The following is a 13,803-nucleotide window of genomic DNA, read 5'->3' on the forward strand; positions in this document are numbered from 1 at the left end:
AAAATTGAAACCTTAATCGAGCAAATTTTAACTAATTTTGCAACGTTTTTAAAATAGGCACGCGGGTGCGTCCAAAATAAAACATTGAAAAAATATTATGGCAAAATTTGAATTGAAATTGCCCAAAATGGGCGAAAGTGTTGCAGAAGCAACCTTAACCAACTGGCTAAAGGAAGTAGGAGATACTATAGAGGCAGATGAGGCAGTGCTTGAAATTGCAACCGATAAGGTAGATAGTGAAGTGCCAAGTGAGGTAGATGGGGTTTTAGTTGAAAAGCTCTTTAACGTTGATGATGTGGTACAGGTAGGCCAGACCATCGCCATAATTGAAACCGAAGGTAGCAGCGCCAAAACAGATACGCCTGCTGCAGAAACCAAGCCTTCTCCAGAAGTAGTTAACCAAGTTGAAAAACAAGTAGAAACTGCTAAAGAAACGGTAAAAGCCCCGATTGAAAATACAGGCGATCGCTTTTATTCTCCTTTGGTAAAAAATATTGCATCAGCCGAAGGGATTTCGCAGGATGAACTTGATGCAATCTCCGGTACCGGAAAAGACGGACGGGTAACCAAAGACGATATTTTAGCATATGTAAAAAATAGATCTGCAGTAAAAACAGAGGCAGAACCGTCTAAAACTACGGAAACGCAAAAGCAGGAGCCTGCAAAACCAAAAACTCCGGTATCTGTTAATGGTAACGATGAAGTTGTTGAAATGACTAGAATGGGCAAACTTATAGCCCATCATATGATAGAAAGTACCCAAACTTCAGCTCACGTACAATCCTTTGTAGAGTGCGATGTAACCAATGTTTGGAATTGGAGAAATAAAGTAAAAGGCGCATTTGCTAAGCGCGAGGGTGAAAACCTAACTTTTACACCTATATTCATGGAAGCAGTGGCAAAAGCCCTAAAAGACTTTCCGATGATGAATATTGCAGTAGATGGCAACAACATCATAAAACGAAAAAATATAAACTTAGGAATGGCGGCAGCGCTTCCTGACGGAAATTTAATTGTACCTGTAATTAAAAATGCAGATCAGTTAAATTTACTTGGTATGAGCAAAGCCGTAAACGATCTCGCTAATCGCGCTCGCGAAAATAAATTAAAGCCAGACGATATTCAAGGAGGTACCTATACTGTTACAAATGTGGGAACTTTTGGTAGCATTATGGGCACACCAATTATAAACCAGCCGCAAGTGGGTATTTTGGCCCTGGGCGCTATTAGAAAAGTTCCGGCGGTAATTGAAACCCCGGAAGGCGATTTTATTGGTATTCGATATAAAATGTTTCTATCGCACAGTTATGACCATCGCGTTGTAAATGGTGCTTTAGGCGGACAATTTGTAAAACGCGTAGCCGATTATTTAGAAGACTGGGACCTTAATAGAGAAATTTAATATACTGTAAAATACTGTGTAAGGGGGTTTTGTTGTCAAAATCCCCTTTTTGGTTTTTATCTTTTTTCTAAGGTTTAATAAGCGGTATATTTACCTTTTTTTAAAATACAATAATGGAGCTCAACTTAAAAAAACCAATCTGCTTTTTCGATCTTGAAACTACGGGAATTAACGTAGCTTCCGATAGAATAGTAGAAATAGCCATCTTAAAAATTTACCCAAACGGAAATAAGGAAAGCCACACCTGGCGCGTAAATCCTGAAATGCCAATTCCCGCAGAATCTTCAGCAATACATGGCATTACAGATAAAATGGTGGCAAATGAACCCACATTTAAAGAGCTTGCACCAAAAGTTTATGCCCTGATTAAAGATAGCGATTTGGGCGGGTTTAATTCCAATCGTTTTGATATCCCACTGTTGGCCGAAGAACTGCTGCGCTCCGAAATAGATTTTGATATGAAAAAAGCACTATCTGTAGATGTGCAGACCATCTTTCATAAAATGGAGAAACGCACGTTAGAAGCGGCTTATAAATACTACTGCAATAAAGATTTAACCGATGCCCACAGTGCGGCTGCCGATACCCACGCAACCTATGAAGTATTAAAGGCACAACTGGAAAAATACGACGAGCTAAAAAATGATATCGGTTTTTTGGCAGACTTTAGTTCGCATCGGGATCACGCAGACTTTGCTGGCTTTATTAGTTATAACGACGATGGCGTTGAGGTTTTTTCCTTCGGAAAATACAAGGGAAACTTGGTTACCGAAGTTTTGGAAAAAGATTCCGGATATTTTGGGTGGCTGTTAAATGCAGACTTCCCCTTGTACACAAAACAGGTTTTAACCCGTATTAGATTGAATACCTTAAATACAAAATTTTAGCAGCTATATGAAAATAATCTGCATTGGTCGCAATTACGCCGATCATATAAAAGAGCTCGATAACGCCAAACCCACCGAGCCAATTATCTTTTTAAAACCCGATACGGCAATATTATTAAAGAAGCAGCCGTTCTTTATTCCAGATTTTTCAGACAACGTGCAGCACGAAGTAGAATTGCTAGTGCGAATCAATAAAATTGGAAAACATATCGATAAAAAATTCGCGCATAAATACTATGACGAAATTGGATTGGGTATAGATTTTACAGCCAGAGACTTACAGCTTCAATTAAAGGAAAAAGGTCTGCCGTGGGAAAAAGCCAAAGCATTTGACGGCGCTGCGGTTATTGGAAATTTTATAAAAAAAGAAAAATTTAACGACCTGAATAACATTGATTTTAGCCTGAAACGCAACGGAATAACGGTTCAAAAGGGCAATTCTATGTTAATGATGTGGAAAATTGATGCGTTAATCGAATATATTTCGAAATATTTTACCTTAAAAATTGGAGACGTTATCTTTACAGGAACTCCCGCTGGAGTAGGTAAGGTTGAAGCAAACGATGTATTGACGGGATATATAAGTGAAACAGAAATGTTTTCAATAAAAGTAAAATAGTATGACAAAATATTATGAAAGAGAGAATCTAAACGAAATCGCCGATGGCGATCCAGATTTTTTACAGGTATTGGCACAGACATTTTTAGATGAAATCCCACCGGATTTATATTCTATGAAAGAAGCCATCGAAAATGAAAATAGAGATTTAGCCTATCAATTTGCACACAAAATGAAGCCGAATATTGAGATGTTCGGCATAGATGCGCTTAAGGATATTACAAGCATTGAAGCTTGGTCTAAAACCTCTAAAAATAAAGCCAGTGTAATTCCGCATTTAGAAAACGTGCTAACTACATTAGATAATGTTTTTGAGGAGTTGAAGAAAGACTTCGATTTATAACATGCTTGCAGAAATTATTACCATAGGCGATGAAATTCTCATCGGTCAAATTATTGATACCAATTCGGCCTATATTTCAAAAGAGCTGAATAAAGTAGGGGTAAAGGTCTATCAAATTACTTCGGTTCAAGACGACCGTCTCCATATTCTACAGGCTTTCGAGGACGCCAAAAAACACGCCGATCTCGTAATAATTACGGGCGGTTTAGGCCCCACCAAAGACGATATTACCAAACAAACTTTCTGCGATTTTTTTAATGATGTTTTAGTCGAAGATAAACGCGTTATTGAAAACGTGGCACAACTTTTCAAGAAATATCAGCTCAACAAACCCTTGCCGGCCAATTTTCAACAAGCAATGGTTCCGTCTAAAGCTACCATTTTAATGAATGCGTTTGGTACGGCACCCGGAATGTGGATGGAGAAAGACGATGTGGTTTTTGTTTCCTTGCCCGGAGTGCCCTACGAAATGAAACACCTAATGCAGCAAGAGGTTTTGCCACGTATTATTAAGCGTTTTAACAGGCCACATATTTACCACAAAACCCTTTTAACCTATGGTTTGGGCGAAAGTGCCATTGCAGAGCGCATCGCCGCGTGGGAAAACAATCTGCCCGAAACAATTAAGCTCGCCTATCTGCCCTCCTTAGGGAAAGTGCGATTGCGACTTTCTTCTACAGGAAACGATGAAGTTGCGCTAAAGGAAACCGTAGATTCCCAAATGGAGGTTTTAAGCCAAATGCTTTCAGATATTGCCGTGGGGTTTGAGAATGAAACTTCCATGGTAGAATTAATCGGAAAAATTTTAAGTGAAAAAGGAATGAGTTACAGTGTTGCCGAAAGTTGTACTGGAGGTAGAATTGCTTCTGAAATAATTCAGTCTGCCGGAGCATCCAATGCATTTATGGGCGGCATAATTCCTTATGATACTAATTTAAAAACCAAGATTCTGGGGGTTCCGAAAAACATAATTGAAACGTATAATGTGGTTAGTATCCCAGTGGCCGAAGAAATGGCAAAGCGATGTTGTGTGCTTTTTGAATCGGATTACGCAATTGCAACTACAGGAATTGCGGGCCCAACCAAAGGCGATGGTAATGATGAAGTAGGCACGGTATGTATTGCTATTGCTGCGCCTAGCGGAATTACCTCAGAAAAATTCAGTTTTGGGCAGGACCGTTTTCGCGTTATAGAAAAGACCACCAATAAAGCTTTGGAGATGCTCCTAAAAGAAATTTTAAAAAACTAAATTTCTTTTGTTGTACATCCCAAAAGAATTACTTAAATTTGCACCCTGTTTTAAAAATAACTTAAAAAGGTTAAGGAATGTCAAGAGTTTGTGAACTTACCGGAAAGAAAGCGATGGTTGGAAATAACGTGTCGCACGCAATGAATAAAACCAAACGTAAGTTTGATGTAAACTTGCTAAAAAAGCGCTTTTATATCCCAGAGGAGGACAAGTGGGTTACCCTTCGTGTTTCGGCTTCTGCTATAAAAGACATCAATAAAAAAGGTATTTCTGCGGTTATGAAAGAAGCTCGCGAAAAAGGCTTTTTAACAAAATAATTGCAATAATCAATAAAGTCTGTTACAATGGCTAAAAAAGGAAATAGAGTACAAGTAATTTTGGAGTGCACTGAGCACAAGGAATCTGGACAACCAGGAACTTCTCGTTACATCACTACCAAAAACAAAAAGAATACACCGGACAGAATGGAGTTGAAGAAATTCAACCCTATTTTAAAGAAAATGACGGTTCATAAAGAGATTAAATAATATAAGTCATGGCAAAGAAATCAGTAGCATCGTTACAAACAGGATCAAAGCGTTTAACCAAAGCAATTAAAATGGTTAAGTCGCCAAAATCGGGGGCATATACATTTACTGAAGCTATTATGGCTCCAGAATTGGTAAACGACTGGTTGAACAAAAAGTAACCAGCTTAAAATATTGAAGAAAAGCCACTTTTTTGCGAAGGTGGCTTTTCGTATTTTTACCATCTCAAAAAAATAACTTTGTCAAAAGCTTAAAACTTTTTTCAAAGTTGACGAACCGACAACAGTTAACCGATAACCGAACCATGAGTCTATTCAAAAAAATATTTTCGAAAGAGAAAAAAGAAACGCTCGATAAAGGACTTGAAAAAACAAAGACTTCCTTTTTTGATAAACTGAGCAAAGCAGTTGCCGGAAAAAGCAAGGTTGATGACGATGTTTTAGACAACCTTGAAGAAGTTCTTGTGTCTAGTGATGTGGGCGTAAATACAACACTTAAGATAATTGATAGAATTGAAGCGCGCGTAGCCCAAGATAAATACTTGGGAACAGATGAGCTCAATAAGATTTTGCGCGAGGAAATTGCAGGTCTTCTAAGCGAAATAGATTCCGGAAACGCTACAGATTTTGAAATTCCAGCAAATAAAAAACCATATGTTATTATGGTAGTTGGTGTAAATGGGGTAGGGAAAACAACCACTATTGGCAAACTGGCATATCAATTTAAAAAAGCTGGAAAGAAAGTGGTATTGGGTGCAGCAGATACCTTTCGCGCCGCCGCCATTGACCAATTACAAATTTGGGCCGATAGAACCGATGTCGAAATTGTAAAACAAAGTATGGGCAGTGATCCTGCAAGCGTAGCTTTTGATACCCTCCAAAGTGCGGTAACCCAAAATGCCGACGTGGTGATTATAGATACTGCCGGACGTCTTCACAACAAGGTTAATCTAATGAACGAGCTTACAAAGGTAAAACGGGTAATGCAAAAAGTAGTTCCGGATGCACCGCACGATGTGTTGTTGGTCTTGGATGGTTCTACAGGTCAAAACGCATTTGAACAAGCAAAACAATTTACTGCTGCCACCGAAGTAACTTCCCTTGCCGTTACAAAACTTGACGGTACAGCCAAAGGCGGTGTAGTAATAGGAATTAGCGATCAATTTAAAATTCCTGTAAAATATATTGGCGTAGGTGAAGGCATGGAAGATCTGCAGGTTTTTAATAAATTTGAATTTGTAGATTCATTCTTTAAGTAGATGGAAGAAAAGGCAAATAATAAACCCAGCAAAATTTATCAGTATATTTTGCTCGCCTTGGTTGGCTATATCGGAATTCTTACCGGGTATCATACATTCAAAATTATTCAGTATTTTTTTAAATCGGTGCCAAATCCGTTAATGCCTTTAGATTTATATAAATACATAGCTTTTCCGTATTTATCTTTTATTCCTTTTCTTTTGGGATTGCTGATTTTAGGTCTCTATTTTGCAAGAAGGAAATATTTCAAAAAAAAACACGTAATTCTGTACGTAATACTAATTCTTGTTTTCCATCTTTCACAAACCAGCCTGCTCGAATTGTTTGACGGTTTTAATCCGTACGGTGGATAAAATAGTTTAAATCGAAACATAAAAAAAACCTACAAGGTTTTGGAAACCTTGCAGGTTATTTGACTTTATTCTTTATACGAAAACGTGGCTTATTTAGTCCTACGTCTTTCAGCGCAGCAGTCTTACGTCTTTTTGAAAGCGTTTCCTCCGTGACTAAAACAAAACCACGAATCCACAAATATTTTTTAAGTATCATTCGTGAATTCGTGGCTAAAATTAAACGCTACAGTCTTTTTACCCGAATTGTTTGACGGTCTTAATCCGTACGATGGATAAAATAGTTTAAATCGAAACATAAAAAAAACCTACAAGGTTTTGGAAACCTTGCAGGATATTTGACTTTATTCTTTATACGAAAACGTGGCTTTTTTAGTCTTAAGTCCTACGTCTTTCAGCGCAGCAGTCTTGCGTCTTTTTGAAAACGTTTCCTCGGTGACTAAAACAAAACCACGAATTCACAAATATTTATTGAGTATCATTCGTGAATTCGTGGCTAAAATTAGAGGCTAAAGTTCTAGCTTCTTTTTAAAGAGTTTCCTTCAACCAATTAAAAAACTCGCGTTGCCATATTAAAGCATTTTGCGGTTGCAACACCCAGTGATTTTCTTCGGGAAGATAGAGGAGCTTACTTTTTATACCTTGCAATTGTGCAGCCTGAAAAGCCCCTAAACCTTGTTCAATAGGAACGCGGTAATCCTTGCCTCCTTGAATAATCATAATTGGGGTGTCCCATTTATCAACATATGTTATTGGGTTAAATTCATTAAAAGCTTTTTGCGCAATGGCATTGTCTTTTTCCCAATAGGCACCACCCATATCGTAGTTTACAAAAAATAATTCTTCGGTTGTTCCGTACATGGCGCGCGTGTCAAAAACTCCGTCGTGGGCGATAAAAGTTTTAAAACGACCTTCGTGATTTCCAGCCAGCCGAAAAACAGAATATCCGCCAAAACTAGCTCCTATTGCACCTAGACGTTTATTGTCCACATACGGTTCTTTAGCAACATCATCAATCGCATCGAGGTAATCCTGCATAGCGCCACCGCCCCAGTCACCGCTAATTGCTTCATTCCATTCCACGCCGTGACCTGGCATTCCGCGACGGTTTGGCGCTACAATAATATACCCCTGAGATGCCATAAGTTGAAAATTCCAACGCGTGGAATAAAACTGCGACAGCGCCGATTGTGGCCCGCCCTGTGCGTAAAGCAAGGTTGGGTACTTTTTATTTTTGTCGAAATTTGGCGGAAGAATAACCCAAACCAGCATTTGCTTACCATCTTTTGTAGTTACCATTCTCTTCTCAACCGTAGGTAAGGTTAACTTTCCGTAGAACTCGGTATTTACTTGTGTAAGTTGCTTAAAGGTGTTGCTCTTTAAATTGAAAGAGAATATTTCGGTTGCGTGATTCATATCGGTGCGAGTAACAATTAACTGCCCATCTATTTCTGCAACAATCCCAGTTACATCAAACTGCCCCTTTGATAGTTGTTCAACAAGCGGCATTTTTCGAGTCTTCCCAGGATAATCAACCTTAAAAATTTGTTTGGTTCCGTCAACTGGAGCGGTAAAATAAATATCCTTGTTGTTTTTAGCCCAGGTAAATCCGTTTACCGTGCCATCCCATTGAGCGGTTAAGTTTTGTTTTACGCCGTTTTCCAGTACAACAATATCGTTTTTATCGGCTTCATAACCATCGGTTTTCATTTGAAGCCACGCCAAAGTACCATTTTCTGAAAAAGCTGGCTGCGTATCGTATCCTTTGTTTTCTTCGGTTATATTTTCAGTTTGTTTACTAGCAAGGTTATACTTGTAAATGTCTGTATTAGTACTAACCGCATAGTCGGTTCCAGCTAACTTTTTACTTACGTAAAAAATGTTTTCGCCTTTTGGCCCCCAGATATAATCCTCATCACCGCCAAACGGTGCTTGTGGTGTGTAGTACGGTTGTTGTGGCGTAATATCGGTTTCGGCACCTGTGTTTACATCTTTGTAAAAAACATGGCTATAGCTACCGTCGTTGTATTTATCCCAGTGGCGATAATCTAATGAAGTATAAACGTACGCATCGCTTTTGGGAAGGTCGCTGTAAATATCCTTCGCCATTACATCTTTTACGTGTACCTCTTTATCTATTAAAAGAAAGTTGCCATCGGGCGAAAGGTTTTTATCGGCTACTTTGGCTTCTTCTTTTGTAACTTCGGCAAAATTGCCACCCGAAACGCGCATTGCGTAATACTTAGAGTCGAAACTGTTTTCCGGTATATTTGGCGTGGTTACTTTATAAAAAAGCACTTCGCCGTTTTCAGAAATTCCAATCGGACTTACTTTTTTCACCTGCCATAAAAGCTCGGGAGTCATTGTGTTTTGCGCAAACAAAAAGCCAGCACAAAGAAAGGCCAGCAGGAAAGTTATTTTTTTCATCTGAATAAAATTATTGAATTTTTAACGAGTGTAAAGTTACTTAAAATAGTTGGTAGCGTAAATGAGATTTAGTAATTGTGAATAGGGTGGTTTTTTAATGGTATCTTTGCACCCCGATAATAAAAATTTTATATGCGTACCAAATCCCTTAAAAAGAATAAGATAAATGTTGTAACCCTCGGTTGCTCTAAAAATGTGTATGATAGCGAGGTGCTTATGGGCCAATTGCGAGCCAGTAAAAAAGAGGTGGTTCACGAAGAAGAGGGCAATATTGTAGTTATAAATACCTGCGGTTTTATTGCCAATGCAAAGGAAGAAAGTATAAACACCATTCTGGAATACGTTCAAAAAAAGGAAGAAGGAACGGTTGATAAAGTTTTTGTAACGGGCTGTCTTTCGGAACGGTATAAACCCGATCTTCAAAAGGAAATCCCCAATGTAGATGAGTATTTTGGCACCACTGAACTTCCAGGTTTACTAAAAGCTTTGGGCGCAGATTACAAACACGAATTAATTGGCGAGCGAATTACAACCACCCCTAAAAATTACGCCTACTTTAAAATAGCCGAAGGCTGCGACCGGCCGTGCTCGTTTTGTGCAATCCCGATTATGCGCGGAAAGCATAAAAGCACCCCAATGGAAGATTTGGTAACCGAAGCCGAAAAACTCGCCGCAAAAGGGGTAAAGGAATTGATTTTAATAGCCCAAGATTTAACATACTACGGGTTAGATTTATACAAAAAACGAAACCTGGCAGAGTTACTTCAGAAATTGGTAAAAGTTGAAGGTATTGAATGGATACGTCTTCATTACGCATTCCCAACGGGCTTTCCGATGGATGTTTTGGAGGTAATGCGCAACGAACCAAAGGTGTGTAATTATATAGATATTCCGTTGCAGCATATTTCAGATTCAATATTGAAATCCATGCGCCGTGGAACTACAAAAGCAAAAACCACTAAACTCTTAGAAGATTTTAGAGCTGCCGTCCCGGAAATGGCAATCAGAACTACGCTAATTGTTGGGTATCCCGGCGAAACGGAAGAAGATTTTCAAACCCTAAAACAATGGGTTAAAGATATGCGTTTTGAACGCTTGGGTTGCTTTACCTACAGCCACGAAGAAAATACACACGCCTACAATCTCGAAGACGATGTGCCGGAAGAAGTAAAAATAGACCGCGCCAACCAGATTATGGAAATTCAATCACAAATTTCTTGGGAATTGAACCAGCAAAAAGTTGGTAAGGAATTTAAAGTAGTGATAGACCGTAAAGAAGGTGGCTATTTTGTAGGTAGAACCGAATTTGATAGCCCCGACGTAGATAACGAAGTTTTAATAAATGCCGAAGACGACTATCTGCGAACCGGCGAATTTTTCAATGTAAAAATTACCGCCGCGGAAGATTTCGACCTTTATGCTGAAGTTGTTTAATTGGTAACCCTGAGCAGCTTGTCCTAAACGTAGACAACCGGTAGCTGTTAATTACAAGGAAAAATCACGCCTCGGGAAGTATATTTCAAAAAAAGTAACTTTTTACAAATATGCTGTTGAATTGTTATCTTTGAAAGAAACTCGCTATTATGAGAAACTCCCAACGTTTTACATTTCCGAAAACGGTCCTCTTCGGGATAACTACGCTGTATGTAGTGTTAATGCTGGCAACCTATTTTCTGTATTATAAAGAACCCACCGTAATTTGTGCACAGCGTATGTTGACTGCGCAAACCATTGCCTTGCTTTTTCAAGTGGTGCTTAATTATATAAATTATCACGCAAAAAATAAAATCGTAATTCTGGGCACTTTGTTCGTTAGTGCAATGATTATTTTTGGAGCCATTACTGCCTTTTTTAGCCTTACAATTATGTGCGAATTTTATGGATTTTAAAAAAATCTAAATACGTTAACCTGAACGCTACAATTTGAAAAAACTGCTCATCATCGGTCACACTTTTCCGGAGCCCAGCACAACAGCTGCAGGTAGCCGAATGATGCAGTTGTTACAGTTATTTGAAGCTGAACAGTATGAGATAACCTTTGCGAGTACAGCTTCGGTTTCGGAACATACTGCTAAACTGGAATTACGAAACATTTCGGTAAAAAACATTCTTTTAAACGATCCTTCTTTTGATGAATTTATAAAAAACCTAAATCCTGAAATCGTACTTTTTGATCGATATATTTCTGAAGAACAATTTGGTTGGCGCATTTCAGAAAACTGTCCGAATTGCCTTAAAATTCTCGACACCGAAGATTTACATTTTCTAAGGAAGGCGAGGGAAGAAGCAATAAAAGCAAACCTTTCGGTTTCTGATGCAAATTTATTTTCAAATTTGGCCAAGCGGGAATTGGCGAGTATTTTACGTTGCGATCTGTCGCTAATTATTTCAGAATATGAAATGGAGCTGCTTCAAAATACCTTTAAAATTTCCGGTGAAATACTTCACTATTTACCTTTTTTAATTGAATCGGTTTCCGAAGAAATACAGACTTCTTCATTTAAAGAACGCCAAGATTTTATTGCGATTGGCAATTTATTGCACGCGCCGAATGTAGATTCGGTTTTGCAGTTAAAGCAAATCTGGCCCGAAATTAAAAAGCAACTTCCAAAGGCAGAGCTGCATATTTATGGGGCATATGCTCCGCAACAAATTCTTCAATTAAATAATAAAAAAGAAGGTTTTATTATCAAAGGCTGGGCTAATAACTTGGAAACAACACTGCAAATGTATCGCTTGCAATTGGCGCCCTTACGTTTTGGCGCCGGCCTTAAAGGCAAATTGCTCGATGCAATGCGTTTTGGGTTGCCCTCTGTAACCACAAAAATTGGAGCAGAGGCCATGCGAGGAAAATATCCTTTTGGTGGCGCAATTACTGATGAACAAACCAATTTTATCACGCAAGCTATACACTTGTATTCTGATGAAAATACATGGCAGGAAGCCCAGAAAAATGGGTTTGGAATAATTAAAAACCGTTTTCGAAAAAATCTTTTTTCCAAACAATTTATGTCGCGTATAAATGAGCTTCTGGCTAGGCTCGATGCACATCGGCAGCATAATTTTACAGGACAAATTTTACAGCACCATACGCTACAAAGTACAAAGTATTTGAGCAAGTGGATTGAGTCTAAAAGCGTGATTGCACACAATGCGTCGCCAGTTTGTTTTGCCAATTCCGATGAGGTGCGCGAAGATTACAAGCAGTAGTTTTTCTGAAATTTTAATTAGTTTTGCTTTTTTATCCCCTCAATATGAAAGACAATTCTAATCGTAAACTCGAAGAAACAGCCGTTGAGCGCAAAGCCCTTTTTGATAAGATAAATAACTTTTCCGAAGCATTTTTAGAAGGTCTTCCCGAGCGAAAGGCTTTTCATTATAATACGCATCAAACCACCGACGCCGATTCATTTTTTAATATAAATTCTGAAAAAACTTCTTTAGACAATATCTTAAGTTTTTTTGAGGAACGGGTTTTAAACGTTGGACTAAACCCCACTTCCGGGGGGCATTTGGGCTATATTCCCGGAGGAGGAATATACAGTGCCGCCGTTGCAGATTATCTGGCCGCCGTTACCAATAGATATGCTGGCGAGTTTTATGCCTCGCCCGGTGCCGTACGGATGGAAGATGCGCTAATAGATTGGGCTGGCAAATTAATGGGATTTACGGAAGATTTTGGCGGTAATTTGACTTCTGGTGGGAGCCTAGCCAACCTTATTGCGCTCCATACTGCCAAACACCACAAAAAAGTAATTGGTACTGCCATAGCTAAAAACGTGGTTTATTGCACAGCACAATCACACCACAGTATTTATAAAGCATTAAAAATTATTGGGCTGGAAGACTGTATTGTTCGCGAAATTGCTTTGGATGATAATTTTAGAATTTCGGTAAAAGCGTTCGAAAATCAATTAAAAGCTGACGGTGCAATGGGGCTAAAACCTTTTTTGCTCATTGCAAACGCCGGCTCTACAGATGTTGGTGCCGTAGATCCGTTGGAGGCATTGGGGAAACTTGCAAAAAACTACAATCTTTGGTTTCACGTTGATGGAGCGTACGGGGCATTTTTTATGCTAACGGCTTCTGGCAGGGCAAAATTAAAAGGTATTGAAATGGCCGATTCCATTATACTTGATCCGCATAAAGGTATGTTTCTACCCTATGGTTCGGGAATCGTGTTGGTAAAGAATAAAAAGCAACTCGCGGCCGCTCATAGCTATACCGCCAATTATATGCGCGATGCCTATATTGAGGACCAGTACTCTCCATCTAATTTATCGCCAGAACTGAGTAAACATTACCGCGGCTTACGTATGTGGTTGCCATTAAAATTATACGGAGAGCAGATCTTTACCGATTATTTAAACGAAAAATTGCAATTAACTACATGCCTGTCGGATGAATTGTTAGCCCTAGGTTATAAATTAGTCTGCAAACCAGATTTAAGCGTTGTAGCTTTTAGATTGGCTTTAAAGAAATACGATAACGACACGCAAAATAAAAGGGTTTTAGACTATATTCAAAAAGACGGACGTATTTTCATTTCTTCCACAATTCTTGATGATAAACTCACTTTGCGCGCTGCAATTTTATCTTTTAGAACCCATAAAAAAGATATTGACCTTTTCTTAAAGCTTCTTAAGGAAGCAAAGCAAAACTTGATGAAATAACGCGGAAGGCGCTGTGCAAATAATCGCAGCAAATATTAAATATAACTACTCCTTTGTAACCTAATTT

Annotated in this window: 15 protein-coding genes; 14 read left to right on the top strand and 1 reads right to left on the bottom strand. The window is 38.7% G+C overall.

Annotated features, from left to right (window positions below):
* Positions 1–97 precede the first annotated feature (97 nt).
* The 10 genes from VZD24_RS13065 (at position 98) to VZD24_RS13110 (ending at position 6,639) form a co-directional block, all read left to right on the top strand.
* Positions 98–1,402: a dihydrolipoamide acetyltransferase family protein gene (locus VZD24_RS13065; RefSeq protein WP_342687871.1), complete on the top strand. Its 1,305-nt coding sequence runs from the start codon at positions 98–100 to the stop codon at positions 1,400–1,402.
* 113 nt (positions 1,403–1,515) lie between these two features.
* Entirely contained in the window at positions 1,516–2,289 is a 774-nt protein-coding gene (locus VZD24_RS13070) for an exonuclease domain-containing protein (protein ID WP_342687872.1), read from the top strand.
* A 7-nt stretch (positions 2,290–2,296) separates the two neighbouring features.
* Positions 2,297–2,908, top strand: a complete 612-nt coding sequence (locus tag VZD24_RS13075; protein WP_342687873.1) for a fumarylacetoacetate hydrolase family protein — start codon at positions 2,297–2,299, stop codon at positions 2,906–2,908.
* Between the two features lies 1 nt (position 2,909).
* Positions 2,910–3,251 carry an Hpt domain-containing protein gene (locus VZD24_RS13080; RefSeq protein ID WP_279447312.1) on the top strand — a complete coding sequence of 114 codons (342 nt, stop codon included), beginning with the start codon at positions 2,910–2,912 and terminating at the stop codon, positions 3,249–3,251.
* Position 3,252: 1 nt separating this feature from the next.
* Positions 3,253–4,500: a competence/damage-inducible protein A gene (locus VZD24_RS13085; RefSeq protein ID WP_342687874.1), complete on the top strand. Its 1,248-nt coding sequence runs from the start codon at positions 3,253–3,255 to the stop codon at positions 4,498–4,500.
* A gap of 77 nt (positions 4,501–4,577) precedes the next feature.
* On the top strand, positions 4,578–4,817 hold the full coding sequence (gene rpmB / locus VZD24_RS13090) for a 50S ribosomal protein L28 (RefSeq protein ID WP_014782807.1): 240 nt from the start codon (positions 4,578–4,580) through the stop codon (positions 4,815–4,817).
* A gap of 27 nt (positions 4,818–4,844) precedes the next feature.
* Positions 4,845–5,027 carry a 50S ribosomal protein L33 gene (rpmG, locus tag VZD24_RS13095; RefSeq protein WP_081211513.1) on the top strand — a complete coding sequence of 61 codons (183 nt, stop codon included), beginning with the start codon at positions 4,845–4,847 and terminating at the stop codon, positions 5,025–5,027.
* 8 nt (positions 5,028–5,035) lie between these two features.
* The gene (locus VZD24_RS13100) at positions 5,036–5,188 is read left to right on the top strand and encodes a DUF4295 domain-containing protein (protein WP_279447318.1); all 153 of its coding nucleotides are present in this window, start codon (positions 5,036–5,038) and stop codon (positions 5,186–5,188) included.
* 143 nt (positions 5,189–5,331) lie between these two features.
* A complete protein-coding gene (gene ftsY, locus VZD24_RS13105) occupies positions 5,332–6,285 on the top strand; it encodes a signal recognition particle-docking protein FtsY (protein ID WP_279447319.1) in 954 nt (317 codons plus the stop codon).
* Positions 6,286–6,639, top strand: a complete 354-nt coding sequence (locus VZD24_RS13110; RefSeq protein ID WP_279447320.1) for a hypothetical protein — start codon at positions 6,286–6,288, stop codon at positions 6,637–6,639. It abuts the gene before it with no gap.
* 525 nt (positions 6,640–7,164) lie between these two features.
* Here VZD24_RS13110 and VZD24_RS13115 read toward each other — a convergent pair.
* On the bottom strand, positions 7,165–9,063 hold the full coding sequence (locus VZD24_RS13115; RefSeq protein WP_342687876.1) for a S9 family peptidase: 1,899 nt from the start codon (positions 9,061–9,063) through the stop codon (positions 7,165–7,167).
* A gap of 132 nt (positions 9,064–9,195) precedes the next feature.
* Here VZD24_RS13115 and rimO point away from each other — a divergent pair, with 132 nt between their 5' ends.
* The 4 genes from rimO to VZD24_RS13135 all read left to right on the top strand — a co-directional run bounded on the left by rimO (position 9,196) and on the right by VZD24_RS13135 (position 13,736).
* A complete protein-coding gene (rimO, locus tag VZD24_RS13120) occupies positions 9,196–10,497 on the top strand; it encodes a 30S ribosomal protein S12 methylthiotransferase RimO (protein WP_342687877.1) in 1,302 nt (433 codons plus the stop codon).
* 149 nt (positions 10,498–10,646) lie between these two features.
* Positions 10,647–10,952: a hypothetical protein gene (locus VZD24_RS13125; RefSeq protein ID WP_342687878.1), complete on the top strand. Its 306-nt coding sequence runs from the start codon at positions 10,647–10,649 to the stop codon at positions 10,950–10,952.
* 34 nt (positions 10,953–10,986) lie between these two features.
* Complete coding sequence (locus tag VZD24_RS13130) at positions 10,987–12,273, top strand: glycosyltransferase (protein WP_342687879.1); 1,287 nt, start codon at positions 10,987–10,989, stop codon at positions 12,271–12,273.
* A gap of 44 nt (positions 12,274–12,317) precedes the next feature.
* Positions 12,318–13,736 (top strand): pyridoxal phosphate-dependent decarboxylase family protein, encoded by a 1,419-nt coding sequence (locus VZD24_RS13135; RefSeq protein WP_342687880.1) that lies wholly within the window; start codon positions 12,318–12,320, stop codon positions 13,734–13,736.
* Positions 13,737–13,803 lie beyond the last annotated feature (67 nt).

Origin of the sequence: Aequorivita flava, from assembly GCF_038742595.1 — a bacterium.
Taxonomy (GTDB): domain Bacteria; phylum Bacteroidota; class Bacteroidia; order Flavobacteriales; family Flavobacteriaceae; genus Aequorivita; species Aequorivita marisscotiae.